19 protein-coding genes and 1 pseudogene are annotated in these 25,597 nt (G+C 62.4%); 9 read left to right on the forward strand and 11 right to left on the reverse strand.

Annotated elements, in window-relative coordinates; genetic code table 11:
- Positions 1-234: 234 nt before the first annotated feature.
- Together AADX97_RS01835 and AADX97_RS01840 are read right to left on the reverse strand one after the other, a co-directional pair.
- Positions 235-2,880, reverse strand: coding sequence for a helicase-related protein (locus tag AADX97_RS01835; RefSeq protein WP_374231865.1), 2,646 nt, complete (start codon positions 2,878-2,880; stop codon positions 235-237).
- Between the two features lie 93 nt (positions 2,881-2,973).
- Positions 2,974-3,216 (reverse strand): hypothetical protein, encoded by a 243-nt coding sequence (locus AADX97_RS01840; RefSeq protein ID WP_374231867.1) that lies wholly within the window; start codon positions 3,214-3,216, stop codon positions 2,974-2,976.
- 114 nt (positions 3,217-3,330) lie between these two features.
- Here AADX97_RS01840 and AADX97_RS01845 point away from each other — a divergent pair, with 114 nt between their 5' ends.
- Together AADX97_RS01845 and AADX97_RS01850 are read left to right on the forward strand one after the other, a co-directional pair.
- Positions 3,331-3,630 carry a BrnT family toxin gene (locus AADX97_RS01845; protein WP_374231868.1) on the forward strand — a complete coding sequence of 100 codons (300 nt, stop codon included), beginning with the start codon at positions 3,331-3,333 and terminating at the stop codon, positions 3,628-3,630.
- Positions 3,608-3,880 carry a CopG family antitoxin gene (locus tag AADX97_RS01850; protein ID WP_374231869.1) on the forward strand — a complete coding sequence of 91 codons (273 nt, stop codon included), beginning with the start codon at positions 3,608-3,610 and terminating at the stop codon, positions 3,878-3,880. The genes AADX97_RS01845 and AADX97_RS01850 overlap by 23 nt, the downstream gene beginning before the upstream one ends.
- 79 nt (positions 3,881-3,959) lie before the next feature.
- Here AADX97_RS01850 and AADX97_RS01855 read toward each other — a convergent pair whose 3' ends face one another.
- The 7 genes from AADX97_RS01855 to AADX97_RS01885 all read right to left on the reverse strand — a co-directional run bounded on the left by AADX97_RS01855 (position 3,960) and on the right by AADX97_RS01885 (position 14,328).
- Entirely contained in the window at positions 3,960-4,184 is a 225-nt protein-coding gene (locus tag AADX97_RS01855; protein ID WP_374231870.1) for a DUF2281 domain-containing protein, read from the reverse strand.
- A 74-nt stretch (positions 4,185-4,258) separates the two neighbouring features.
- Positions 4,259-7,468 (reverse strand): anti-phage-associated DUF1156 domain-containing protein, encoded by a 3,210-nt coding sequence (locus AADX97_RS01860; protein ID WP_374231871.1) that lies wholly within the window; start codon positions 7,466-7,468, stop codon positions 4,259-4,261.
- The gene (locus AADX97_RS01865) at positions 7,465-7,659 is read right to left on the reverse strand and encodes a hypothetical protein (protein WP_374231872.1); all 195 of its coding nucleotides are present in this window, start codon (positions 7,657-7,659) and stop codon (positions 7,465-7,467) included. The genes AADX97_RS01860 and AADX97_RS01865 overlap by 4 nt, the downstream gene beginning before the upstream one ends.
- 110 nt (positions 7,660-7,769) lie before the next feature.
- The gene (locus AADX97_RS01870; RefSeq protein ID WP_374231873.1) at positions 7,770-8,414 is read right to left on the reverse strand and encodes a DUF3780 domain-containing protein; all 645 of its coding nucleotides are present in this window, start codon (positions 8,412-8,414) and stop codon (positions 7,770-7,772) included.
- Between the two features lie 18 nt (positions 8,415-8,432).
- Positions 8,433-8,654, reverse strand: a complete 222-nt coding sequence (locus tag AADX97_RS01875) for a hypothetical protein (RefSeq protein WP_374231875.1) — start codon at positions 8,652-8,654, stop codon at positions 8,433-8,435.
- 63 nt (positions 8,655-8,717) lie between these two features.
- Entirely contained in the window at positions 8,718-11,795 is a 3,078-nt protein-coding gene (locus AADX97_RS01880) for a DUF499 domain-containing protein (RefSeq protein WP_374231876.1), read from the reverse strand.
- A 232-nt stretch (positions 11,796-12,027) separates the two neighbouring features.
- A complete protein-coding gene (locus tag AADX97_RS01885; protein ID WP_374231877.1) occupies positions 12,028-14,328 on the reverse strand; it encodes a diguanylate cyclase domain-containing protein in 2,301 nt (766 codons plus the stop codon).
- A gap of 368 nt (positions 14,329-14,696) precedes the next feature.
- Here AADX97_RS01885 and AADX97_RS01890 point away from each other — a divergent pair, with 368 nt between their 5' ends.
- Together AADX97_RS01890 and AADX97_RS01895 are read left to right on the forward strand one after the other, a co-directional pair.
- Entirely contained in the window at positions 14,697-15,959 is a 1,263-nt protein-coding gene (locus AADX97_RS01890; RefSeq protein ID WP_374231878.1) for an FAD-binding domain-containing protein, read from the forward strand.
- A 731-nt stretch (positions 15,960-16,690) separates the two neighbouring features.
- Positions 16,691-17,320 (forward strand): hypothetical protein, encoded by a 630-nt coding sequence (locus AADX97_RS01895; protein ID WP_374231879.1) that lies wholly within the window; start codon positions 16,691-16,693, stop codon positions 17,318-17,320.
- Positions 17,321-17,637: 317 nt separating this feature from the next.
- On the opposite strand, the gene AADX97_RS01900 is transcribed toward AADX97_RS01895, so the two are convergent.
- Positions 17,638-18,909, reverse strand: a complete 1,272-nt coding sequence (locus AADX97_RS01900; protein WP_374231880.1) for a sulfotransferase — start codon at positions 18,907-18,909, stop codon at positions 17,638-17,640.
- 391 nt (positions 18,910-19,300) lie between these two features.
- On the opposite strand from AADX97_RS01900, the gene AADX97_RS01905 reads away from it, so the two are divergent.
- The 5 genes and pseudogenes from AADX97_RS01905 (at position 19,301) to AADX97_RS01925 (ending at position 22,870) form a co-directional block, all read left to right on the forward strand.
- Positions 19,301-19,570: a hypothetical protein gene (locus AADX97_RS01905; RefSeq protein WP_374231881.1), complete on the forward strand. Its 270-nt coding sequence runs from the start codon at positions 19,301-19,303 to the stop codon at positions 19,568-19,570.
- A gap of 469 nt (positions 19,571-20,039) precedes the next feature.
- A pseudogene (locus AADX97_RS01910) lies at positions 20,040-20,300 on the forward strand (deoxyribodipyrimidine photo-lyase); the annotation flags it as partial.
- A 36-nt stretch (positions 20,301-20,336) separates the two neighbouring features.
- Positions 20,337-21,470, forward strand: coding sequence for an FAD-binding domain-containing protein (locus tag AADX97_RS01915; RefSeq protein ID WP_374232037.1), 1,134 nt, complete (start codon positions 20,337-20,339; stop codon positions 21,468-21,470).
- Positions 21,467-21,676 (forward strand): DUF2256 domain-containing protein, encoded by a 210-nt coding sequence (locus tag AADX97_RS01920; RefSeq protein ID WP_374231882.1) that lies wholly within the window; start codon positions 21,467-21,469, stop codon positions 21,674-21,676. The genes AADX97_RS01915 and AADX97_RS01920 overlap by 4 nt, the downstream gene beginning before the upstream one ends.
- A 153-nt stretch (positions 21,677-21,829) precedes the next feature.
- Positions 21,830-22,870: a peptidylprolyl isomerase gene (locus tag AADX97_RS01925; RefSeq protein ID WP_374231883.1), complete on the forward strand. Its 1,041-nt coding sequence runs from the start codon at positions 21,830-21,832 to the stop codon at positions 22,868-22,870.
- Positions 22,871-23,153: 283 nt separating this feature from the next.
- Here AADX97_RS01925 and AADX97_RS01930 read toward each other — a convergent pair whose 3' ends face one another.
- Positions 23,154-25,460: a PhoX family phosphatase gene (locus tag AADX97_RS01930; protein WP_374231884.1), complete on the reverse strand. Its 2,307-nt coding sequence runs from the start codon at positions 25,458-25,460 to the stop codon at positions 23,154-23,156.
- Positions 25,461-25,597 lie beyond the last annotated feature (137 nt).

Consider the following 25,597-nt stretch of genomic DNA (forward strand, 5'->3'; position numbering starts at 1 on the left):
AGTCGTCGCTCGGCGAGGCCCAATGGCGCGTCGCAGCTCAACAAAACAACGGGTGGCCTGGCAATGGTTGCCCGCTGTGAGAGAGCCGCGCAAGCGGGAATCGGCGATCGTTTGGTCACTCACGCTCGGAGCCGCGATCACGACGGCTACTGCCGGTCCAAATGAATCGTAGCAGCCGGCGGCGCCCACACGGCCGTTTTGATGTCCCAGCCCCCACCTGTCGTCGACATGCCTTCATCGTCCCGGCCATCCGAAGCCATACCCGCCGGCCTGTATCTGTTGCAGGTGGATGCCGACGGCTACCCCTCGTTCCGGTTTGTCACGGAGCGGCTCCTCGCCATGCTCGACCTGCCCCGAGAGGTGGTCCTCGCCGACATCCCGACATCGCAGGCGGTGCTCGCTCTTGAAGATCAGCGTCTTGCCGGCGAGATATTCCTCCAGCGTTGCCAAGACGGGATTCATGTGGTCGGGATGGATACGTTGGCGCCACTCCTCGTCGCTGTCGTCGATACTGGCCTTGCCATAGGCGAGCATCCGCTTCCAGCGCGGGGAGAACAACACCTTTCCCGAAGCCAGGTTCCAATCCCAGGGCCCGTCACCAGGCCCTTCGATGGTGAACCTGCAGCGAAAATCACTTGCTTGGAGCGCGGTTTTCTCCCGGTCGCTTAGATCCGAGCTGATGGCATCGGACTGCATCGGGAGCTCCGCCCTGATCCTATCCGGGATCTGTCCGAACAGGTTGGCGATGGACTCCAACCGCTCCGAGAGCAGCTCATGGACGCGATCCTCGACGGACCCGGCGTAACGCATGTTGTAGACATCCACGGTGTCCCGGAGCTGACCGATGCGCTGGATGCGGCCTTTGCGCTGCTCCAGACGCGACGGATTCCAGGGCAGGTCCAGGTTGATCAGGGTCCCGAGTCGTTGCAGGTTGAGGCCCTCAGAGGCAGCGTCGGTGCCGATCAGCACGCGGATCTCGCCGGTGCGCACACGCTCCTTGATCAGCTCACGCGCAGCACCGGTGAAGACGCCTTTGTGCATGATCCCCGAGCGCCGGGCGCCGGCGTAGATGCCGATCTCTTCCTCGGGGATCTCCGCGGTGAGCTGGTTGGCGAGCCACAGGACCGAATCGAAATACTGGCTGAAGATGATGCAGCCGAGCTCGCGCCAGCCCTGCTCAAGCAGCAGAGAGCGCACGATCCGGTATTTGGGGTCGCGTTCCTGGTTCGCTTCCAGCGCCTTGAGGAAGCGCTGTAAGAGGGCGCGCTCGGCCGACGTCAGGGTGCGCAACTGGCTCAGCGTGCCCTCGTCGTCTTCGTCCTCGTCCAGCGTGGCCCACTCGGTCAGGAGTTTTTCCACGGTACGGCGTCCGGCTTCGATCGTGCTGCCGACACGCCGCAGCAGGAGGGTGCGAAAGAAACCGGCGTTGGCCCGTTCGGCGAGCAGTCCGCAGAATGCTTCGGCAAGGTGATAGGCATCTTCCAGGAAAGGCGGCAAGGCGATGGCGTCCTCGTCACGCTCGCCATGCAGTCGGACCTCGACCGGCTTCAGGAAGGGTTCGCCCGATTCCGGATCGATGGTGGTTTCCAGGTATTCGCGGGTGCGCAGCACGATATGCCGGATGAAGGGATTCGCCTGTTCGAGGAAACGCGGGAAGAGACGCCGGACCCGCGCGCGGTCCGGCGGGCGCAACTGATCGAAGCTGCCGCCGGTCGCCATGAGGTCAGCATCGGTGAGGCGCAGCGCCCGTCGCAACGCACTGTAGTCCGGTCCCTCGGCGGCCGGAGGAAGTGGATTGCGCATCCAGGCCCAGCGATCGGCATCCTCGGTCGGTGGTTCATCGCGACCCAGCAGCAGACCCAAGGCATGACGCGGTTTGCGCCATAGGCTTCCGTAGCCGCCGAGCACCGACTCGGAGCCGCGCGCCAGCGCATCCAAAAGATCCCACGCCTCGATCGGATGAATCTGCACCGGTGTCGCGGTCGCCAGCAGCAGACTGCGCGTACGCGGCGAGATGTCCCAGAGAAAGCGCAGCAGGTTGTTCGGCTCGGCCGGATCGTATTCCTTGCCCGGACCCAGGTTGCGGCGGCGCGCGCGGTGCGCCTCGTCGAGGATCAAGCACGCGTATTGACCGTTGACGAGCCAGTCTCGGATCTCCGAGCCCGCAACGATGAGGCCGGTGGAGACAATACCGACACGCCGCGGACAGGTGCGGATGGATTCCGGACCGGCACTCGGATACTCGATGCCGTTCTCGTCCACCCAACCGCGTCCGTCCCAGACCGCCGAGGGCATGTCGAGCAGCGTGTTCAGCTCACCCTGCCACTGCCAGATGAGTGGCTTCGGCGCCAGGATCAACACCGGCTTGTCGCCGGCAAGGGCCATGAGTTGGGCCGCCATGGCGAGCTGGATGGTCTTGCCGAGCCCGACCTGGTCCGCCAGGATAAAGCGCGCGCCGTGAGGCCCCCCGTTTGCGCCTAAGTGCGCGTCGAAGGCGATCTTCACGAAGTGCTTCTGATGCTCCCAAAGCCCGACCTCCTTGCGATAGACCGGCGATTCGATCACGGCGGCCGCCGGATCGGGCTGGCCACGCCATGCATCGAGGTCCGGAATCACGGAGCGCACCGCGAGCCGCTGGATATCCTGCACGACGGCATCGGCCAGCTCGACCGCAAAGGGCGAATGCCAGAGGCTGTCGAACTCCTCCCGCACCCAGGCCACCGCGTTATCGGAGTCATCCTCCCACAGCAGCTCGTAGTTCAGACGCCAGGCCGTGAGCGACTCGTTGACGCTGCCGAGAAAGGCGGTGCTTGTCCCATCCGCCAAGGTGATCACGCCGGCCTTGCCGTGAATCAGTCCGAAGATCGCATCGGGCAGCACCCTGACCTGCAGCTTGCCGCTGGCGAGGAAGTCATAAAGACGCTGGAACCGCGGTTTCGCCGCATCCGGCAGACGCTCCGGCCGCGCGTCGCATCACTCCCGGCGCATCGCGGCCTGGGCCGCCTTCTTGGCGGTCTCGATGTCCTTGGGGTCGATGATCGAGTTGCAGACCAGGCGGACCGGACCGGAGACGGACTCCAGCTCCTCGCCCGCAACCTCCATGATCGATGAGGAGAAGAATCCGGCGATGCGGTCGTAGCCCTGCGCGCCGCGCAGACGCTCTGCAAGAAAGCTGTGATCGAGCCGGCGGCGGCGCGAGGAGAAACGGTTGATCATGGTGGCTGATTGGCGCTGTTACGGTCGTAGGCAAGCCTGTTTTTGCACGACAGCAAGTGCCTCGGCATGCGAAAACCGCTGTCACATGTACATACAAATGTGCATACTTTAGGCATGAGTGATGTCATCGCCGGATTCGATTGGGATGATGGGAACTGGCCGAAATGCGGCAAGCATGGTGTCTCCCGCGCAGGGATCGAAGCGCTGTTATCCGGTGACTGCGCAGTCTACCCGGACCCGGCGCATTCACGGACAGAGGGTCGCTCGCTGGCCATCGGCCAAGTCGGGAATCGCCATGTCCTGGTCGCTTTCACCTTCAGGCGGCTTGGTACCAAGACCCTGATCCGTCCCATCAGTGCCCGCTATATGCACCAGAAGGAGGTCGACCACTATGAGCGTCAACGACAGTCTTAAAAAGCTGCCTGTTCTCATGAGCGACGAGGACGCGGAGCGGTTCCTCGACGAAGCCGATCTGACCGAGTATGACCTGAGCGATTTCAAATCTGCCGGGTTCGAATTCGAGAAGAAGTCGGCGAGGGTGAACATGCGCCTGCCGGGACCACTCTTGGATGCGGTCAAGGCACGCGCGCAGGCTCGCGGCATGCCGTATCAGCGTTTCATCCGCGAGGCGATCGAACGCGCGCTGGATAAACGGGAGTCTTGAACACGGCGCACGCATTGTCTTCAAACATGGCCGTTGTGGTCATTGGTCAAGGCGAAAAGGACGATTTTGCCCTCGGCCATCATCGAAACGACTCCCTCAAGTCCGCTCGGGTGTAGATGTCCGGTTCGTTTTCCATGTCACGCAGCGCGGACGCCAGCCCCCCATCGGACCAGGAGACCTCCTCTTCACGGGCCGACTGGGCCTTGAGTCGAATCGCTAAGAACTCCATGAAATCCAGGACCTCGCGGCGCGCTGACTCAGGCAAGGTTTGGATTCTTTCAATAATTGCTTGTTCGGTCGTCATACCTTCAACCTCTCTTGCAATGTCATTCGTCTCCGTTTCGGAATCGTCCGGCGGGATCTCATCCTCCGTGGAGATCAGACATGGTCATTCGCCAAGGCCCCCGCAAGCAGGCGCGCCGCCTCGGCGTCGCCCGCCCAGGGCGGCATCTGCAGACGGCCCAGGAAGCCGATCATCTCGACGAGGATCTCGCGCTGGGTCCAATAGTCGCGGATCTCGGTCTTGAGATAGTTCAGACCGACCTTGGTGCTGTCTTGATCCGCCGCCTGGTAGACGGCGAAGAGCGCATGGCGCAGCAGGGATGAGCCGAAGCCGTCGGTGCCCCATTCGCGACGCTTGAATTCGGTGGCGGTCTTCAGGCGTGTCTGGTTGGCCTTGCCGCTTTCGAGCATGAATCGATAGTCGCGCACGCCGAAGCCGCGGGCGAATTCCTGGAAGACACCGCTGCGAGAGTCACCGTGCGATTCCACCTCCAGACACTTGAGATAGAGTTTTTCCTCCGGCGTGAGACGCTTCCAGAGCTGGGCTTCGATGCCGTTCGGGACCAAGACATTGCTCGCGGTGCGCACGGCGTCCTTGATGATGCGCTTGATGGGCGACTCGTCGTCGCGTGTGCGCTCGCGGGCCAGCTCGTAGGCGACATCGATGTCCTCGATGCCTCGGTACTGGGTCAGCACACGCAAGGCGGCGGCATAGGCGGCGAGCTGATAATCGGCATCGGAGAAATTGGGATCCTCCTGATCGTCCAGATCCAGCATGGACTTGAGCTGGTGCTCAACCTCGATCTCGACCTGCGGGACGATCTCGTCCAGGAAAGCGACGGCATCGGAGGTCTGCTTGCGCAGCACCATCAGGACGGTCCCCTGCACGTAGTTTCCCTCCTTGAGCGCCGATTCGGTCTCGGTGGCGATGGTCCAGGCCGCGGTCACCCGTAGGCCGGCGGCCCAGAGGATGAGGGCCAGGTCCGCCCAGACGCCCGCGTCCTGATGGGTGAACATGACGATCTGCATGCCGTTGTCCGGCATGTGGGCGGCGAGGTTGCGGTAGGCGTCGACCATGCCCTCGCGGAAGGGCTTGCCTGAGCCGCGGATGGCCAGGGCGCGTTTGCTGTCTGCGTACCAGTCGGGAAAGAGCCTGGGCAGGTGTTTTTCATACCAGGCGAGGAAGAATTCGGAGAGTTCGTGGTAATTGATGGCATCTGCGTAAGGGGGGTCCGTTATCCAGATTTCACATCCGGGAAGATCGCTGATTGCGTTAGCAGGACGAGCAGATGCGGTTGCAAAGATCGAGGAAGAACATAGAGCATAGTTGAAGCTCGTTCCCAACAACAACATTGGACGAGTATAGTAGTTTAATAGTGCATTGAGTGCTTGATTTGTAAACGTTTGCCCGCCGTTCTCTTTCGTAGCGTCAGGTATCCATTGGCACAATTTCGAATTCCAGTTTGCGCACTTACCGATCCCAAACAGCAAGCCGACTTGTAATTCATTACCTTGCTTACTTGCCACCTCGGATGCTAGAGATCCATGTTCCAATAATTGCCTTGGCGTAAACAAATGATGCCAATGTGTCCACCCCCGCGTCCGAATCGGCTCGTCGGTCTTGTCCCCCGGTGTAATCGATCGGCTCGGGATGTCACCCTTGGCCTGCCAGTCGTCGAAGCGCTCGCGCAGCAGGCCCAGTACCAACGCCTCGCGCTGCAGATCATCCGGCTCGACCGCTCGGTAAAGGGCGCCCGGCAGCCGATCGGCGAGCGTCTTGATGTCGGCGGCGCGCTCTGCTTGAGCGGTGATCAGCGCAATCAGCACCTTGTTCTGGGCATCGATCCGCGCCTTGGGGGCCTTGGCTGCCCGTAAGGCGGCAAGCTCGGCGCCGGCCGCGTCCAGCCGCGCATCCTCGGCCAGCCAGTCGCGCGCACGCAACGCGTCCAGGTCCAGCCTGTCGCTTGCGTCCAGGAGCGCCGCGAGCCCATCGATGGCCCGGTCGAGCGGGACCCAATCCGGAACGGGCCGGGCATCGAGCTCGCCCGAACGCTCACGCTGTTCCGCCCAAAGAAGGTCCGCCAGATCGGGCAGGCGCCAGCGGACGCAGTAGAGTCGCTCCTGAAAGGTGTCGTCCGGCCGAGGGACCAGATCGCTGTTTTCCCACTGTCGCAGACCGTAGTCGGAGGCGCCGCCGCCGCGCCGGTCGCCCCGGATGGCAGTCATGGCGGTGGACTGTCCACAATGGGGGCATTCCAGACGTGAGCTGCGGACCGTGCCGGTCTTGGCCGCCTTCAGCTCGGCGGCACTGACGCCCTGGTGGATCTCGATGCCAAATGCCCCCTCCCCCCGGCCCCCGCCCGCGAGGGGAGGGGGAGAAGGCACCAGGCGTGCAATCGTCATGGTCTTCTCGCCGATCACCCACGACGGGGCCAGCGGCACCATCCAGCCACACTCGGGACAGCGGGTCTCGGTGCAATAGAGATAGGCATCTGCTCGCCAGCCCAGATCGTTGTGCTCGATACGCCAGTCGGTGATCTGGCGATCCACGGCCGCGTAGACCTGCTCCTGCGCTTCCCGGACCTGTTTGGCAACCGCCTCGCCACCGCCGACGATATTGAGCGCGCCCCAGGTCAGCAGCGCGGCGACCGGATTCAGATCCGAACCGTAGGCTTCGCAACCGATGCGCGCGGCCTCGAAGGGCACGCTGCCCCCGCCGCAGAAGGCGTCTCCGACCCGTGGGACATGACCGAAGCGACGCTCGCCGAGCGCGCGGACCAGCTCGGGGACGCTGCGCGCATCCGTGCCGAGGTGGGCGTTGATCGCCTCCCAAGCCGTCTCGGACGGCCCTTCGATCTGCTCGGGTCGGTCGCAGTAGACCAGCTTCTCGTCATAGCCCATCCGCTCGAAGACGAGACGCTGCAGGCTGGCCCTGTCTTCGCCAGAGGTGCCGGGGCGGTATTTCGGCTTCGGGGCGTCCAGATCGAACCAGTCGGCACGCTCGTCGGGGCGCAGTCGCGCAAACAGCTCCGCCAGCGGGATCGCCTTGGTCTTGCGCCGCCACAGACCCTCCGGGTCCATGGTCAGGAGCATCAAAAAGATCTCGCGGTCTCGCTTGGGGTCCCGGCTCGCCGGGAGCAGTAGCCCGAGGATCGCTGCCCGAACCATGATGAGCGGCTTGCGTCCCCACCACTTACCGAGTCCGGTCAGGGTCTGGCTGTAATTGGCCTTGCGTTCCTTGTAGCTCTCCTTCGAGAGCTTGGAGACGGGGAACTGGGTCTCGACGAAGGTGATGTCCGTGTTCAAGGTGTCTCACCAGCGGTCGGAGGAACTGACCAGTCATCGATGCTCAGGCCCTGTGCAGGCCGGCCCTTGAAGGCAGCGCGGCGCCGATCATCGATGTCGGACAGCAAGGCATGAAAATCCTCATCGGACAGATCGGCCCAGATGCCGGCAAAATCATTCGGCTGTTCAGTGTCGATCTCGATGGCTTGCATGGGATGTCTCCAGGGGCGCAGCTTGCCGATCCGTGCGTGCCGGTCGTGGGAACGGGGCTTGGTGGTCATGGTGTCGTCGTCCGCTGCGATCACCGTTCAGCGGTATTCGGTTAAGCCGACTTGGTCCTCGGACGCGTCGTCCGTTTTGCTTTGACCGATTCCGGCGCGGTCTGTCCGCGTCCCGCCAACTCAAACACAGGCAGGGGCTCATGGTGTGAGTCCGTGACCGGGTTCTCCGTCAGCGCATAACGCACCGCCTTGCGCCAGCCCTTGTTGCGTCCCTGGATGGCATGTCCGGTGGCCGCGCAGGTCATGGTGTAGAGCCACCAGCGCTCCTCCGGAACCAGGCCGAGCCAGTTCTTGATCGCGGTCGCGGTGAGTGCGGGATCCGCCTCTTCGATCGCCCACGCGAGGAGCACCAATTCTTTGCCGAGGAGGCGTGAGACGGGGTTGGCACCTGTCTTCCAGCTCCCGGATTTGCGCCCGTCCCGCTTGAGGCGTTGGTTGAATTCCACGCGGACATCATCCGCGACGGCGTCCCATTTGACGCGGGGCAGGAGGACGCGCAGCTTGCCCTCGGGCTCACCGATGGCGAAGGTCGGGGGCGTCGCAGCGCTGATCTCGTCCCAGGTGAAATGCTCGGAGATCAGCACGTCCTCGCGGTTGCTCGCCGGGATGGTGACCAGAAAGTGGTGCGTCGATTCGTCGGGGCAGAAGCCAAAGCCTTGGCAACCTGGCTTTTTAGGGTTCGTCAATGGCGGTTCCGCAGGCTGTCAGGCGTCGCTGCTCGCCAGATCGAGGCGCTGCTCGATGCGGCGAGCCAACGAACTCAGGGTTTCCCGGTCACTGCCCGAGAGGACGTAGAGGCTGCCGAGGGTCTGCTCCATCGCCGAGAGACGCAGCTCGATGCGGCCCAGCCGTTCGCCGTGGTCGCTCAGGGTGCCGCGGATACTGCGCAAATGTTCAAGAACCAGATTGTCGGCCTTGTCGCTCATGGATACCTCCGATCAAGACACGGGATGGCGGTTGGCTGCCCCATGGATGCAGCAAGTCTAACCTCAGGGTTCCACCTCGTCGCGCGGAAGCTCGACGGCAATCTCATGGACGTAGTCGAGGAGCTGCTGCCCGGTCGGGAACCACAAGGCGGCCGCCTCGATGGTCACCTCGCCTTCGCTGACCAGGCCGCGCAGATGCTCGACCGTCGCGCGGATCTGCTCGCTGTCCAGAAGCAGATCGTCGGCAAGCTGCAGATCCGCCCAGCGGCCATCGAGCACGGCGATACGTTGGGCCGCGGCCTTGCCGGCGTGTTTCTTGATGCGCTCGATGAATCCGTACGCGGCCTGGGTGGTATTGAAACGGAAGACCTTTTCGGGGTGACTGACGGGCCTCCAGGTCGAGGGCGCGGTGATGTCGATGGGTTTGGTCTCGATCGGCCTGTCCCAGTTCACCGCAACCTGGTGGACCTCGGAGGGCGTGCCCTTGTCTTCCGCGACCGCCAGGACGAACCGGGTACCGGCGGGGAGCACGACGGGTTCATTGTAGGCGCCGCCCGCCAGCTTCGGATCCGATCCGTCCGTGGTGTAGCGCAGCGGGGCCGGCGGTGCCGTGCGCAGCTCCACGACCTTCTCTGCGCCATGGTCGTAGACCCGACTCTTGATGGTGATGCGGTTGTGCCAGGTCAGAGGCTCTCCGGTCTCATGCTGACCGGTGGAGTCGACGGCGAGGAAGGACACCACCATCTCGGCGGTTTCATAGTCCCGTCCCGAGAGCCGTTGCGAGGCGGTGGTGGCCGGGGCGCCGATCTCGACATAGATGCTATCGCCGTTCAGCGGGGTGGCGCGCAGCTTCACCCGGCCCGTGTCGTCGTCGCGCAACAACTCCTGGAGCTTGACCTGCGTGGCGGGCTGGGGGAACGGCCCCTTCTCCACATAACCCCCGTCCTCGCGCCAGGTGTCCTGATGCACGCACTCGGCCTTGAGCCTCTCCAGTGCGTCCGCGCGATGCCACTGCCAGGCCGGGTTGGTGGCCGCACGGCGTTTGATCTCGTTCCAGGGCATCGCCTTTTGGGTGAAGAGGCGCGCTTCGACCTTTTTGACGAAGGTCTCGCCTGTGACATCGTCCGTGTACTTCATCTTGGCCTTGAGGGTGCGGATGACCTGGTCCTCGCCGTCGTAGCGGTTGGCCGTGAACTCCATGGGGAAGTCGGCCGACATGAGACGCTGCGCGCTCGGGTAATAGAGCGTGGAGAAGGTCTCGCGCAGCGCGCTGCCGAACTGGTTCTGGATGCGGTCGAGCAGGTCGCGGGCCTGCACGAGCTGGGGGTCGTTGTCCGGGGTGCCTTCGGATTTCAGCTCGTCGATGATGTGGCGAATCGCTTTGAGCTCCTTCGCCGCGTTGAGCAGGCTGTCCGCGCTGCGCTGGCCGGTGAGGAAGCAGACGCGGTTCTTGAAGTCGATGTTGTCGTATAGGGTTTGCAAATCCGGGTGAAGACCGCCGGGGTGCGGGTTGGCGACCACCAGAACCGTCTTGTCCTGCGCGATGTCGATCTCATCGACGGCGGGTAGAACCTGGACCTTTTGGTAACACCAACCGTTCTCGGGTTTGAACAGCTCGCCCAGGCGCTCGCGCAGCTCCTTGACCGACTGGTCGTGCAGATAACTTTCGGCGGTGGTGCGCAGACGGGCGACCAGGTTCTGAACATTCTTGATGAAGAGCCGCCCGTCGCGCCCGGTATGGAGATACCAGGCGGTGGTGACGAGCCGGTTCAGCACCTCGTTCTTGAGCTTGGAGATGTCGCGCCCCGGCGCGCAGAGATTGGCGACCAGCTCGGGCAGGGTCAGGCCCTTGGCGGCGCCCGCCACGGTCGAGAGCGAGGCGACCAGGAGCAGCTTCATGGCATCTTGGGCGTCGCTGCCACCGAGGTTGGTATCCAGGATTTCGGCGACCGACTGACCGCTCGATGCGATGTCGTGCGAGACCGCGTTGTCCAGACTGCTGTTGATCTGGTTGATCTCGGAGAGGGTCTCGCGATCGTTGAGGTCGATATCCTGAGCCGTCAGAAGGTAGAGGTTTGCAGCTTGTCCGCTGCCCCAGAGGCGCGCGGCGACGATACGCATCAGTCTGATGAGGCCGCGTGTCTGCTGGAACCCCGGGTTTTCCTTGAAGCGTGCGTAGAGATCGCGGATCGACGGGTGAAACGGGTAGGACTCTTTGATGCGGGCCGCGACTTGCTCGGGCGAGGCATTGGTCACATCCATCTGACGGGCGTCGCGGATGGCCTTGGCGTAACCCTGAGCGACCTCCTCGATGACTTCCGGCGACGGGAGCTGTGCAAAGATCCGCTGACGCAGGATGTGGAAGAACTCGTCCGTATTCATCCGCACCGGCTGCAAACGCAGCGCTGTGCGCCCGGTTTCTTTCTTCAGATCGTTCAATGCCTGCACGATCTGCTCATTGCCTTCGGCATACGAGGCCGTCAGGTCGGTCATCACCAGACACACGTTGGACAGCTCGTCTCTGCCGATCGCGACCAGGAGATTCGCGAGCGCGGTGGCGGTCACGACGGAGAGATCCGAGTTGCCGATCGTCCTGGATTTTGCCTGCTGGAAGTAAGGCGGCAGCTCATCCAGCATGATGATCAGCGGGTCTCCCTTCAGCAGGTTGACCCAAGCGGTCTGGCCGGGGGCCGACAGCGGTGAGTAATAGTCCGCGAACTGCTCCTTCTTGCCGAGCTGGGTGGCGATCGAGCCCCAGATGCCGAGCGGGGCGTCGCTCTCCCTGCCGGTGAAGGCGACGACACGCACAGGGCCGATGTCGCCGGGGGTGTAGAAGTCCCCCATCACCAGGCGGCGATAGTCGGGATAACGCGCCAACAGGCCGAGGGCGTTGAGCAGATGCGTCTTGCCGCCGCCCATCTCCTGGGTCAACTCGAAGACCCCTTGCGTGCTGTTGCCTTCCAGGCGTCTGAATGCCTCCGTCAGCAGGATGCGCATCCCCTCGGTGACATAGTTCTCGCCGAAAAATGCCGCAGGGTCGATGCGGTCCTGGATCAGGTCCGTGAGGTCCAGGACAGTGTCCCGGCGCGACGGGTCGAAGATGCTGTCGCGGGGTGTGCAGGCGTGAGCGAGAGTCTGCATGAGCAATCCTTGTTTCGTCTGGCCCTGGTCTTCCCGTATCGATGCTCGATCGCGTCGACACAAGCAGCGCGGAGTGTATGACAGGCTTTTTTACAATGGTAGCGTCGAGCCGTTCATGCTCCATCGGCGGAGCGTTACGGCCCGATCGACAGGATGACGCCTCCGTAAAGATGCCGAAACGCCTTGTTTGATCGGTTGGTTTAGGGTACGTCGATCGGCGGACCTGATAGGCTTATGAGAGTCCCAAACCCCTTTCGCGGAGGTGCGTTGCCTCCGCCCGCCAGACCGCGCTGACCACCTGGTTGCGTCCGCGCGCCTTGGCCTCGTAGAGGAGCGCGTCGGCACGCGTGTAGATCGCGTCCCAGTCGGGGAGCGGTGGTTCGCCGTCGCGGACATCCACTGGACAGACCATCAGGAATCCAATCGACAGGGTGACGACCGGCGCGGTCTCGCTGGCCGCGTGTTGGATCCAGAGCGCCTCGACGGCCGCGCGCAAACGTTCCGCGTAGCCCTCGCTGGCTTCCGTGAACATCACCGCGAATTCTTCGCCGCCGGTGCGAAAGGCCAGATCGCCGGCGCGCCGCGTCAGTTGGATCAGCAAGGCTCCGACCTGTCGCAACACCTCGTCTCCGGCCGGGTGGCCGTAGTGGTCGTTGTACTGTTTGAAATGATCGATGTCCGCGAGCAGCAGGTACAGCGTTCGCTGCTCGCGCACGGCGCGCTGCCACTCGGACGGCAGCCGCTCCTGGAAGTGCCTACGATTGTGGAGGCCGGTGAGATCGTCGGTGATGGTCAGCCGTTCGATCCGTGTATTGGCCGCGCGCAGTGCGGCATTGAGCCGTTGCAGGCGGCGGTTCCAGACCAAGACGCCAAGGACCGCCAGGGCGAGCACGAGTGCCCAGGGCCAGAACCGCACAAGGTCGACTGGCTGCTCGTAGCGCACCGAGATCCAGCGGTCGCGCACGTTATGGATTTGCTGCGGCGACATCGCGGCGACTGCCCGCGACAGGCTGGAATGCAGCAGCGGGATGTCCTTACGCACGCCGATCGCCAACGCGTAGCGCTGCGGCAGATCGCCGGCGACCTTGACGTTCAGGATGCCATGCTCACGGGCGGCGTAGGCGACTGTCGGCAGCAGGTCGATGTAGCCGAACGCATGCCCGAGGGACACCGCGCGCATCGCCGTGACCACGTCCGGCACCGCTGCGATGGCGAGCGCCGGGTGCGCGCGGCGCAACAACTCGATACCGGCGTGTCCGTCCACCATGACGAACCGTTGATCCGTGTGCGCATCCAAGGTGCCGCTAAATCGCACACCTTCGCGCACGACCACGACCATCGGCTCCGACAACAGGGGGCCGGTGAAGTCCAGGTACTCCGCACGCTCCGGGGTGATGGCGACTGCGGAGACGATGTCGCAGCGCCCGTCGCGCGCGAGCTGGAGCGTCTCGCTCCAGCTCGCGGTGGTCACCAACTGCGTCGTGCGGCCGAGCCGTTCGACCGCCAGATTCAGCAGATCCGACATGATGCCCTGGCTGCGGCCGTCCGCCGTCAGGCCATCGAAGGGCATCCAGTCGGGATCGATGCAGAGTCGGATCGGCCCCAAGCGGGCCAGGAAAGACCGTTCCTCGTCACTCAGCACCAGCTCGTCGTTGTCGGTCGGGGTGTTCAGCGGTGCCAGGAACCAGCGCGCCTGCAAATGTGTGCGCTTGGCCTCGCCCATCGCTGCCAGCCCCTTGTCGATGATGGAGATGGCTTCCGGCCAGTCGCTGCGCACGGCGAACACCAGGTCCAGCGGCGCGTTGAGGTCGAACGCAAATTGCAGGAAGGGCCGGCCGAGACGGTTGGCTCGATACAGCAGTGAGCCGTTGTCGAAGGTGGCATCGGCGCCGCCGGTGGTGACCGCATCGATGATCTCATCGACCGTGTCGAACCGCAGGATGCGGGCGTGCGCAAAGCCGCGGGCGACCTTTTCGTCGGACAGATTGCCGCGATGGAGCGCGATCGTGCGCCCCTCGAGGTCGTCGCGGGCACGGAGGTTCAGCGGGTTGCCTTTCGGGACCAACAGGTATTTGTGCAGCCGGATATAAGGTGTGGAAAAGCGCAAATGCTCGGCGCGTTCCGGGTGCACGGCGCCGGTACTGAGCCCATCGATGGCGCCGCTGCGGGCCTGCTCCTGGCGCTCACTCCAGTCGCCTGGCAGGAGCTGAACGCGCAGCCCGGTCAGCGCCGCGATGCGGTCAAGCACATCGGCGTCGTAGCCGCTGACGGCGCCGTCTTGACCGACAATCACGTAGGGGTCCCAGCTATCACCGGTGCCAAGCGTGATGACGGGATGGGCGCGGAGAAAGTCCTGCTCGGCCGGCGTCAATTGGACCGGGGGCGCTGACTGCGTTTGGATGTCGGCGAGCTGCGCCTCGGGCGAGGTTGACGCCGGGGCTGCGGCGGTCGCCGCGATCAGCCACAGAAGACAGAGTGCCGCCCGGCCGGGGCGCCATCCGCTCGACACTGTACCGCGAAGCGCCTGATCCATCGTTACTGCTGCGGTTTATGACTGCTCAGTGCACTAGCCTGCGCTTTCAACAGCCCTTTGCCTAGTTCTAATTGCCGACAGTCGAGCAAGGTGAGGGGTCACCGACACCGACACCGACACCGACAGTGGCACCGGCTCCGGGTTGAAAAGCGCCCGGCGCCATCCATTTCGGCCTTAAACCTTGAAAGAGCAGTTGAACCGCCAAGAATGCAATGACCGCGAAGGCGTTCAATGCTTTGCCTCAATGACAATGCTCACCCAAGGGGTGAGCATCATTCGTGTTGCAAATTTCTGTTTTCCTTCGCGTCCTTTGCGCCTTTGCGTTTCCAAATGCCGGATTCAGGTTCAAGGTCAAGGTGGAGCGACCGATGCGACAACCCGGTAGGCTCGGCGATGCCCCGCAGGCCGAGACGCCGACGCGGACCGCCGGCCTTGCGCGTCTGGTGTCCTTCGTCCCGTACGCGGCGGCCTATGCCCGCGAGCGCAATCGGGCCGTCCCGCCGTATGATCGGGTCTCGCGGCTCTCGCCTTATCTAAGGCATCGTCTAATTCTGGAGCGCGAGGCGGTCGCCTCGGTTTTGGACGCCCATCCGCGGGATGCCGTCGACAAGTTTGTTTCCGAGGTGCTGTGGCGGGTTTATTGGAAGGGGTGGCTTGAGCACCGCCCGCACGTCTGGGATGTCTATCTCGACCACCTCCGGCGCGACCGCGACGGACTCGCAGGAACCGCGTCGATCGGCTATGCCGAGGCGATCGCGGGCCGGAGCGGGATCGCTTGTTTCGATGCCTGGGCCCGGGAGCTGACCGAGACCGGCTATCTGCACAATCATGCTCGTATGTGGTTCGCGAGTATCTGGATCTTCACCCTGCGTTTGCACTGGACGCTCGGTGCGGCCTTCTTCCTGCGTCATCTGCTGGACGGTGATCCAGCTTCGAACACACTCTCGTGGCGCTGGGTCGCGGGGCTCCACACGCGCGGCAAGCACTATCTGGCGCGGGCCGATAACATCGCCCGCTACACCGACGGGCGCTTCGACCCCAAGGGTGAGCTCGACGAGCAGGCACTGCCCCTGACCGAGTCGCCACTCGATCTCACGCCGCGTGCGCTCCCCGCGTTGGCCGAGATGGACACGGAACTTCCGAGCGGGCTGCTGTTGACGCCGGAAGATCTCGCCCCGGAGGTCTCGCACCTGTCGAAGCTCGGATTTCGAGGCGTGGCCGGGGGCTGGGACGAGACGGTCGGGGATGACCTCGACCTGGCACCTCCGGTCGTCGACTTCTCGCGGGTTGCGACTGCCGATGCCTTGTCTCGGGCCGAGGCACATTTCGCGGCCCCGTCATGCGCCTTGGACGAGAGCGATTGGCTGGCCGCGACAGAGGCGTGGGCGCGCGGCCTTGGGGTGCGCCAAATCGTCACGCTCGAAACACCGGTCGGCCGATGGCGGGAGCGCCTCGAGCAGCTTGACGGGCGACTCGCCCGGCACGGCATCGCGCTCGCCCGCGCTCGCCGGACCTGGGATGGCAGTCTTTGGCCCGGCGCGATCCGCGGCTTCTTCCCGTTCCGCGAGCACGCCCGCCGCCAAGTCCGCCGCGATGGTCTTACGCGCATCGCCCAGCCTCAACCCGGATGAAGCCCATGCAACTTGTCTGGTTTAAGCGCGACCACCGTGCCTACAATCACGTCGCACTCGCCGAGGCCGCACGGCACGTCCCCGTCTTGCGGCTCTCTATCGTCGAGCCCGGATACTGGTCCTAGCCGGATGCCTCCGGCCGGCCCTGGGCCTTCATCGCCGAATGTCCCGAGGTTCTACCCGATGTCGCCCATGGCGATGACCGTTTTGTTTGCAGCGTCGATGACCAACACCGCGCTATCATTTCCGTTCGTGATGTCGCCAACGGGTGCAGCTACGGGCCAAGCCGGCGTTAGCACAAGCATTGTGACCGCGTGAATCAGTCAATCAATCGGACATGATTCTCGGGCGTGCGTTGACGAACGGTAATTCAATTGACAGAATCACGACCCAATCAAACTATTTCAAATCGACAGGTTTAAACCAGTGAACAATAAACGGCAAAAGAAAGTACTGATTGTCTATTTTCCCAGACCGGTCAGCTTGAGCGGGTCGTCCGGTCCGTTACCGCGCCGCTTGAGCTTGCACCCTCCATCTCGGTAAATTTCGAGCGGCTCGAGCCGGTCGCGGCCTTTCCGTTCCCCTGGCCGTTTCTGCAGTTCTTCGATGTATTCCCTGAGTGTGTCTACCTCGATCCACCCGAATTGTGCGCCTTGTCAGTGAATCCGGGGGAAGACTATGACCTTGTCGTATTGGGATACCAGCCATGGTATCTCTCGCCATCGTTGCCGATGACCGCCTTTCTGAAGTCTCCTGCCGCGCTGGAGATCCTTCGCGGAAAGCCGGTTATAACAATCGTCGCTTGCAGGAATATGTGGTTGATGGCGCAAGAGGAGGTCAAAAAGCTTGTCGCTGAGAACGGCGGTCACTTGATCGACAACATCGTCCTTATCGACCAAGGTTCGTCGGACGAAAGCTTCGTGACAACTGTGCGGTGGATGTTGACCGGGCGGCGCGATCGCTTTCTGGGGCTCTTCCCACCGGCCGGAGTCGCCGATAGCGAGATCGAGCGCGTCCGGGCTTGTGGCGAGCGGATTCGCGACGTTCTCGCGGCAGATTCCAAGCCGCCGGGCAAGCCGTTGCTCACTGATCTCCACCCCTTCGAGATCGACCAAAGAAACCTGCTTCCGGAAACGCTCGGCCGGCGTAGCTTTCGCGTCTGGGGATGGCTGCTTCGCCGGCTGGGACCACCAGGTCATCCAGCCAGAAAGCCGATCCTTGTCTTATATGCGCTATTCCTCGGCATTTCGATCGTCACGGTCGTACCCTTCTCCGGCGCTGTGCGTTCCGTTCTTGGGCGTTTACCGGCCTTTCGCCGACGCATGGATCGATGGGCAGAGCGCTTTGCATCTCCATACTAGTCATGATTTCGGCGCAAGTTCCGCGCTCTACTGTCATCTTCCCTCGGGTCTAATGGCGAACAGAGTCTGAGGACTCACTCGCGAGGTGTTGGCCACGACGGCATTAGAGCAGGTTCTGCGCGGCGCATGGGCAGTGTCGCATCACCGTGGCGTCCATTTATGGGGCTACTGCGTCGCGGCGTGCCTGGGGCGTTCGGACTGGATGGGGCTGCATTCCCGGAGATGCTCGCCTGCCCGACCGCGGATGAACGGTGCGACCATAGATCATCTATGATGGGTAACCATGATACGACGTGATCACCTATGATTCGCCGCACTCACATCGACGCCTTTATTTTGTGAATGTGATCATCGTGATGGAATTGATCACTCTGGCGGCTAAAGCCGAATCGCTCGAACGTGTCCGAAAAGCGTTCCAGGATCCACTCGGGGCTCAATCCCATTTCCGCTAGTTGATAATGATGCTCGCTCCTGTATGCTTTCGCCCTCCGTTCGGCGACTTCGAGGTGGTTCTCGAAATCCTCTCTGATCTCAATCTGAAATTTGGCATACAGATCTGTAACGACCTGGCTCGGATGAGCTACCAGATCGTCATACAACATGATCTCGTAAGTCGCCTTGGGGTAGGCTTCAAGCGCTTCGAGTGGATAAGTATACCAATGGCCGATGGCGTCGATGATCGTCTCTGTCTCGAAACGGCTTTCGGTCTTATGAAACGTAGCGCTGTTATGAGACATCCAGCTGATTGCAGATGGCACGGCGTCGAAGGGTGTTCTTACTGCGCAAACGATTTTGGCGTCCGGGAAAGCGGCATATAGAGAATGAATCTTGCAGGAAAAAGCTGGGTTCTTCGATAAATAATATTTGTCTGGCCCGAATACATAGAGGTGGCGGCGGATCAAGTTTTTATAAAAGCTCATTACCTTGCTGCGGTAGGTTTCGGAGAATGCAGTGTCGAAATGAGTAAATCGTAGCATTTCCTCAAAAGGGAACATTTGGATCTGGAATGCGGATGCAAATATATGCAGCAAGCTGATTTCATCTTCCTCCGGTTCGAATAGACTGATGTGGTGCATTTTTCTTTCCTCGGCGAATCGCCGATCCTCGATCCGAGAGATCAATCGGTAAAGCGGGCTGCCAATCTGCTGGTCAATTATACCAAGCCATAGTATGAACTTTTTCTGCAAGATCGATGGCGCGAAAAGAATTTCCCACAAATACATCGATGTGCATTGGTTATCCTTGACGAGCAAGCGGTGCAGGTGGGTCGTGCCGCTTCTCGGGAATCCGACGATAAAAAATGGTGACTTAACGTCGATTTCGCGGTATCCGTGATAGAAAAGCTCGTCCAGCAAGAAACAAAGCCGATTGAAGAGTTCAAGCGAGATGAATACAGGTGGGAATACAATGAGAAAGACAACATGCCTCACCGACCATTTTGCGCCGGCAGAACGATAGGCAAAGATCGACTTGAAATATACGCGAATAAATAACCAGGCCTGAGCGAACACAAAGAACCTCTTATCGGATAAAAGACATGGGTTTGCGCCACCGGTGATGAGGTCGGGGGGCGTTGAAGTGATCAACATTGTCGATACGGCTCCTAGGCTACCGTGGGTCTCTGGTCGACAATCGCCGCTCGAGCTAGACCGATGGGTGGGCTATGTTGATCTCCGGCATCCATCCAGCCATCGGACTCGACCATGATCGAGATCGAGTCCTTCGTCAAGGACGGCCCAGGCCGGTGGCCCTGGCGAGAGAAGGATGGCTCATGCAACGCTGGAGTACGACTAAACGCCGGGCTGTTCTTGTATGGCAGTCTCATCTGAGTTTCACGCTCAGGAGTTTGGCGCAAGGATTTTAAAGTCTCGACATCATTTCCGTCATGTCGACTGCCGGTTCACATCGGCCGAGCGAACGCAGTTGCGTGCTGCGTAACGTCGGTCGCGCGAACTTCGCGAGGCCGATCGGATCAAGGCCGTGATCCTGCTCGCCTCCGGCTGGCGAGCCGATGACATTGCTGTGGCCTTGCTGATCGATCCCGGTACGGTGCGCACTCAGTACGAGCGCGATCGGGCCAGTAGGTCAAATTTAAGACGACGTTTTATAAAGGACTTTCTGGTAGCTGTTGGAGCGTTCGATGGTCTTGACGCCCGAGCCCTTTCCGGAGCAGTTCTTTACGATGTCGAAAGCGATAAAGCAAGACGCCGACAGCAATCTGAGCGGGCACTGACAGCGGATCCGCGTTGAAAAGCGCCCGGCCTCATCCATCTCGAAGGCCGCGACCAACACCGAGAGATCGATGCGACGATCTTCGATGCGACGAGCCGGCTGGTCCGGCGACACCCCGAAGGCCGAGACGTCGACTTCGGGGCCGGCGGTGCGCGTTTGGCGTCCTTCGTCCCGCGGGCGGCCGTACGTGCCCGCGTATCATCCGCGTCCCGGCTCGCCGAACCCGGGACAGCAGTCTGTGGCCCGGCGTGACCCGTGGCTTTTTCCCCTTCCGCGAGCAGGCCCGCCGCCAAGCCCGACTCGAAGGTTTTACGCGCATCGCTCAGCCTCAACCCGGATGAAACCCATGCAACTTGTCTGGTTCAAGCGCGACCTCCGGGTCTAGGACCACGCCGCACTCGCCGAGGCCGCACGGCACGGCCCCGTCCTGCCGATCTATATCGCCGAGCCCGGATACTGGTCCTAACCGGATGCCTCCGGTCGGCACTGGGCCTTCATCGCGGAGTGTTTGGGCGAGCTGCGAGCGGATCTGGCCGCGCTGGGACAACCCTTGGTTATCCGAGTCGGCGAGGCCGTCCCGGTCCTGATGGAGCTGCTGAATCGTCTGCCCATCCAGGCCGTCCGGTCGCACGAGGAGACCGGCAACGGCTGGACCTATGCGCGGGACATCGCCGTCGGCGATTTGCTGCGCGGCCGCGGCATCACTTGGCATGAGCTGCCCCAGAACGGGGTGGTCCGCTGCCTCGAAACGCGCAACCAATGGTCGAAGATCTGGGAGCAGCGGATGCGCGCCCCATTGGAGCCGCCGCCCATCCTGTCCCCCTTGGGCTCGCTGTCGGAGATCGGCGGCCTTGGCACCATTCCCGAGGCGCAGGATCTCGGGATCGCCGACGACCCCTGCCCCGGTCGCCAAACCGGTGGCCGTCGTGCCGGTGTCGCCACACTCGACGGCTTCCTGCGCGTGCGCGGCGAAGCCTATCACCTCGAGATGTCGAGCCCCTTGACCGCCTACGATGCCTGTTCGCGCCTGAGCACCCATCTCGCCTGGGGAACGCTCTCGATTCGCGAGCTGGTTCAAGCGACACGCCGTCGCCGCGAGCAGGTGGCCGCGCTGGCTCGGAGCGGTGGGTCCGCGGGCAGTTGGTCCAGAGCACTCTCGGCCTTCGAGGGCCGGCTCCACTGGCACTGCCATTTCATGCAGAAGCTCGGGTGCGAACCCCGCATCGAGCTCGAAAACATGCACCGCGCCTGCGACGATCTGCGCGATCCGACACCGGATCTGCAGCGGCTCGACGCCTGGCGCCAAGGCCAAACCGGCTTCCCCTTCGTTGATGCCTGCATGCGCGCCCTGATCCATACCGGCTGGATCAACTTTCGGATGCGCGCCATGCTGGTGTCCTTCAGCGCCTACCATCTCTGGCTGCATTGGCGCGAGCCGGGCCTGCATCTGGCGCGTGTCTTCACCGACTACGAGCCCGGTATCCATTGGTCACAGGTTCAGATGCAATCCGGCTCGACCGGCATCAATAGGCTGCGCATCTACAACCCGGTCAAGCAGTCGCAAGACCAGGATCCGGATGGCCTCTTCATCCGTCGCTGGGTGCCCGAGCTGGCGACTGTTCCGGACGCCCGAATCCACACCCCTTGGATGATGTCCCGCGCTGAGCAAGGTGCCTGCGGATGCCTTATCGGCCGGGTCTACCCCGCGCCGATCGTCGATCACGAGGCGGCCGCCCGCGAGGCCCGACGACGTATCGGCGGGATCCGTCGTGCCGCCGAATCGCGCGCCGAAAGCCGGGCCATCTTCGAGACCCACGGCAGTCGTCGTCGCGGTGGCGGCTCGGGCCGGACGCGCACGAGAACCGCGGAGAGTGGCGGCAAAAGAGGACGGCCCCCGAGCCCCGAGTCGACCTCATGAGCCACAAGAAGCCCCACCTCCCGACCAAGATCTGCGCGACCTGCGCTCGCCCCTTCACCTGGCGCAAACGCTGGGCGGCCTGCTGGGAGTCGGTCCGCTATTGCTCCGATGCATGCCGCGGTCGACGTCGCAGGTCCAACGCCGAGACAACGGGGATCGAAGAGCGCCCATCGAAGCAGACAAACGTCCAGAGTACGCAAGACTAAGTTCGGTCTAAACTTGCGCATCGGACCGCGTGCGCCGGGGCGGGATTCCGATCGAGACCCGAACGGGTTTTGTCATTGTGCAGTGGAGCGGACTCTTTCTATAACCGGTTCGCTGTTCTACTTTCTTCGATCCTCACCACAGAGATTCCAAAGATGCACCTGTTCTCCACACTGGCCGCGGCCACCGCCATCACTCTGGCACTCGCCGGGGCGCACACCGCCACGGCTGCCGAACCCGCTCCTCAGGAGGCAGCTCCGGCGGCAGTGCCGGCGGGCGAAATCCCGGCCGAATCCGGCGACCCCGCGGATGTCGTCGTCAGGATCAACGGCGTCGCGATCCCTCGCGCAGAGCTGGATCGCAATCGTCGCCCCTTGTTGGCCAGGATGGGCCCCGCGGACTCCATCACTCCCGATCAACGCAAGCTCGTCGAGGAGACCGCGAAAGAGAACCTGATCCGCTCCGAGCTCCTATATCAGCTCGCGATGAAACAGGACATCCCCGATCTTGACCGGCAGGTCGATGAGCAGTTCGCCCTCATCAAGTCGCGTTCGCCGAGCGAAGAGGAGTGGAACGTCGCGCTCGCAAAGAATGGCATCACCTCGGATGGGCTGCGTGAGCAGATCAAACGCGGGCTCATGATCAATAGGTTCGTCCAGAACGAGGTGTTGTCTAAGATCGAGATGACCGACGCACAACTCAAAGCCTTCTACGACGAGAATCCCGAAACCTTCAGTAAGCCGGAATCGATGCGCGCGAGCCACATCTTGATCGGTGTCGATGCGGGTGCCGGCGCCGAGGAGAAGGAGATCGCCAAGCAGAAGGCCGACGCGATGCTCGAAAAGGTGAAGTCCGGCGCCGATTTCGCCGAGCTGGCCAAGAGCGAGTCGACCTGCCCCAGCGCCGCGCAAGGTGGCGATCTCGGCGAGTTCGGGCGAGGGCAGATGGTCGCACCCTTTGAAAATGCCGCGTTCGCTCTGGAATCGGGCGACGTGAGCGAAGTGGTGGAGACCCAGTTCGGGTATCACATCATCAAGGCGACGGACAAGAACGAGGCTTCAGTCGTGCCCTTTGAAGAGGTGAAGGGACGCATCGAGAAACAGTTGAAGACCCAGCAGGTGCAACAAGATCTTATGGCCAAGATCGAGGAGCTCAGATCGACGTCCGTGATCGAGTTTTCCGACCAGAACCCGTAACTCCGTTCTCGGCAAAGCACTCCTCGTCCGCAACCGATCTCGGGATTCCCCCGGCACAGCGGGGGACGAGACGGGGCGAGCGCGCCGAAGCATAGACGCGATCTGCGCGACACCTTCGTGGCACGACTTCACTTGCCTCTCTCGTAAACCCGGCTACGTTGCTGATCGGAGCGGTAGGGACAAGCGTAGCGAATGAAGATCGGGTAGCGATGCGGTTGATGTGGAGAGGAGGCCGGGCGTCCTTGCCCGAGGTTTATCCAATTAGGAGCTTAAGCCGCCGCGCTCAAAGCCCGACAACGCCGCCGTCCTCGCGGGTGATGACGATGGTTGCCGAGCGGGGGCGTCGGCCGGTAGGATTCGGCGTTACGAAGGGATCGTTCGGATGCCGGTAGACGGCGCCGCTGTCCGGCCAGTTGCTGGTGAAGCTACCGACGCCGGAGCGGTCGCCCGGGTGCTGGAAGTTCACGAACAAGTTCTTGCCGTCGGGTGTCGACACCACGCCGGTCGTCTCCTGATTGAATGGCCCCGCCAGGAAGCGCTTGATCTCGCCGGTGATCGGGTTGGCGGCCAACATCTGGTTCTCGCCGAAGGGTCCGGTGCCTTGCTGTGATCCACTCATGTCGGTCTGGATCCACAGAATACCGTGCTGGTCGATCCAGACACCGTCCGGGCTGGCGAAGATATTGTCTTCGTCCAGCGCCTGGCCGCACTCCTCGGGCAGGACCTGACTGTTGTCTGCATCGCCCGCCAACACGAAGATGTCCCACTCGAACCGTGTTGCGGAGGCTCGGTACCCCTGCTCGCGCCAGCGGATGATGTGACCGGTCCGGTTGTCCGGACGCGGGTTGGCCGCGTCGGTGTTGTCGGCCGTCCGCGATGAGTTGTTGGTCAAAGTCATGTAGACCTCGCGCGTCCGCGGATGCGCGGCGCCCCATTCCGGGCGGTCCATCTTGGTCGCGCCGACGACATCGGCCGCCAAGCGAGTGTTGACCAGCACGTCGGCCTGATCCCGGAACTCCACGCCTGCCGCTGCAGCCGCCGCGAGAAAGTCCGGATCCTCGATGTCGAGCGCCAGCCAGTCGCCGCTGCCGTCTTCGTTGAACCGGGCGGCGTACAGGGTGCCCTCGTCAAGCACATCGCCTTTGAGGCCCTTCCTATAACGCGCCTTGGTGACGAACTTATAGATATACTCGTTCTGCGCGTCGTCACCCATGTAGAACGCCAAGGGTTGTAGGGGCAGCGGCGGGGCGAAGATGCAGCCTTCGTGACCCATGCGTCCCATCGCGGTTCGCTTCTTAGGGGTACTGGTCGGGTCGAACGGATCGATCTCCACCACCCAGCCCATCGTGTTGGGCTCGTTATGGTAGTCTTCGGTCGCGGCGCCCTTGATGGAGGCATCGAAGCGAACATACTCGTCGGCGCCGTTGTCGGCGGTCTCCCACCCGTAGCGGCTCGAAGTCGTGCGTACACCGTAACGGCTCTGCTCGCGCGGCACCTCGATCTCGATGTTGTTGGCTGCCAGCAGGTCGTCAAGCGTGCCGAGGAACGTACGATTCGCGTCGAATGTGTCGCCGGTCTGCGTGAAGACGTTGCTGGTGACCTTCTGGTCGACCGTCTCGTCGATGACGCCGATAATCTCATTCCTGCTGGAGTCGTAGCGGGCGTAATAGTCGCCCTGTGGGCCAGAGGTGCCCACGAAGCCGAGCGCATCGAACAAGGCATCGATCCGCGTCAACTGGACCTTGTTGACGAAATAGCCTGCCCAGTTCTCCTCGCAGGTCAGGTAGGTGCCCCACGGGGTGTAGCCGTTAGCACAGTTGTTGATGGTTCCCCGGGTCATGGTGCCCATTGGGCTGTACTTGGTCTTCACCAAGTCACTGCCGCGCACCGGGCCCTTGATCTCCATCGGTGTGCCGGCGGTAATGCGGCGGTTGTAGGTGCCGGGCACGATATCCCAGACGCCGTCGGTCTTCTTGATCTCCACGACGCTGACACCGTGGGCCGCGATCTCCTTGCGAACTTCGTCTTCGGGGCGAGGCCCATTCGGCGAGTTGGTCGGGCCGGCGACGTGCAGCACGCGCTGATCGACGTATTCGTGGTTCACGCACAGCAGCCCGTGTCCGTTCGGGTCATCGGCCATCGGAAAATAATGCATGCCGTCGTGGTGTGAGCCGACCTGAAGCTCTTGTTCCGCACCGCTGTTGCCGTTGACTCCATCGTATGCCGGGGTGCTGCCGTTGATCGGCGTTCCCCAAGGAACCAGGGCTTGAACCTTGTAGCCGTAAGGAACCGTTGCATTGTCGGAACGCGTCACCGGGATCGCATCGAAGCCGAGCTTCGGGTTCAGGCCAAACGGCGGCCTGTCTTTCGCGGCCGGAGTTGAACACTCCGGACCAGCCGCGTTCGCCATGGTTGCAGCGCCCGCTGCGCCGAATACACCGGCGATCGCTGCACTCAGACTGCCGGTAAGAACCTGCCTCCGAGAGAGCCGTTTGTCGAGAATCGTCGAAAAATGAGGGTTATTCGAATGATTGCTCATCGGCTCGTCGCCGGAGTCCACTTCATTCGTGGGGTCTATGCGATCGTTCATGTGCCGGTTATCCTGATGGTAGGGATTCTGGAAGCCCGAACTATAGGAGGTACGGATTAAGAAGCGATGACGTCTTTATGAATGATCGATGACGTTGATATCCGGTAAAAGCGGAGGGCTTATCCGAATTGACGTGC

Source organism: Thiocapsa sp. C2-2m, assembly GCF_041903745.1.
Classification (GTDB): Bacteria; Pseudomonadota; Gammaproteobacteria; order Chromatiales; family Chromatiaceae; genus Thiocapsa; species Thiocapsa roseilacustris.

What these genes read in the sequence shown, in the direction of transcription:
- AADX97_RS01840 (WP_374231867.1), bottom strand. Translation starts at nt 3,216, where the DNA reads ATGATCAACCGTTTCTCCTCGCGCCGCCGCCGGCTCGATCACAGCTTT.
- AADX97_RS01845 (WP_374231868.1), top strand. Translation starts at nt 3,331, where the DNA reads ATGAGTGATGTCATCGCCGGATTCGATTGGGATGATGGGAACTGGCCG.
- AADX97_RS01850 (WP_374231869.1), top strand. Translation starts at nt 3,608, where the DNA reads ATGAGCGTCAACGACAGTCTTAAAAAGCTGCCTGTTCTCATGAGCGAC.
- AADX97_RS01855 (WP_374231870.1), bottom strand. Translation starts at nt 4,184, where the DNA reads ATGACGACCGAACAAGCAATTATTGAAAGAATCCAAACCTTGCCTGAG.
- AADX97_RS01865 (WP_374231872.1), bottom strand. Translation starts at nt 7,659, where the DNA reads ATGCAAGCCATCGAGATCGACACTGAACAGCCGAATGATTTTGCCGGC.
- AADX97_RS01875 (WP_374231875.1), bottom strand. Translation starts at nt 8,654, where the DNA reads ATGAGCGACAAGGCCGACAATCTGGTTCTTGAACATTTGCGCAGTATC.
- AADX97_RS01880 (WP_374231876.1), bottom strand. Translation starts at nt 11,795, where the DNA reads ATGCAGACTCTCGCTCACGCCTGCACACCCCGCGACAGCATCTTCGAC.
- AADX97_RS01885 (WP_374231877.1), bottom strand. Translation starts at nt 14,328, where the DNA reads ATGGATCAGGCGCTTCGCGGTACAGTGTCGAGCGGATGGCGCCCCGGC.
- AADX97_RS01890 (WP_374231878.1), top strand. Translation starts at nt 14,697, where the DNA reads ATGCGACAACCCGGTAGGCTCGGCGATGCCCCGCAGGCCGAGACGCCG.
- AADX97_RS01895 (WP_374231879.1), top strand. Translation starts at nt 16,691, where the DNA reads ATGACCGCCTTTCTGAAGTCTCCTGCCGCGCTGGAGATCCTTCGCGGA.
- AADX97_RS01900 (WP_374231880.1), bottom strand. Translation starts at nt 18,909, where the DNA reads ATGTTGATCACTTCAACGCCCCCCGACCTCATCACCGGTGGCGCAAAC.
- AADX97_RS01915 (WP_374232037.1), top strand. Translation starts at nt 20,337, where the DNA reads ATGCGCGCCCCATTGGAGCCGCCGCCCATCCTGTCCCCCTTGGGCTCG.
- AADX97_RS01920 (WP_374231882.1), top strand. Translation starts at nt 21,467, where the DNA reads ATGAGCCACAAGAAGCCCCACCTCCCGACCAAGATCTGCGCGACCTGC.
- AADX97_RS01925 (WP_374231883.1), top strand. Translation starts at nt 21,830, where the DNA reads ATGCACCTGTTCTCCACACTGGCCGCGGCCACCGCCATCACTCTGGCA.
- AADX97_RS01930 (WP_374231884.1), bottom strand. Translation starts at nt 25,460, where the DNA reads ATGAACGATCGCATAGACCCCACGAATGAAGTGGACTCCGGCGACGAG.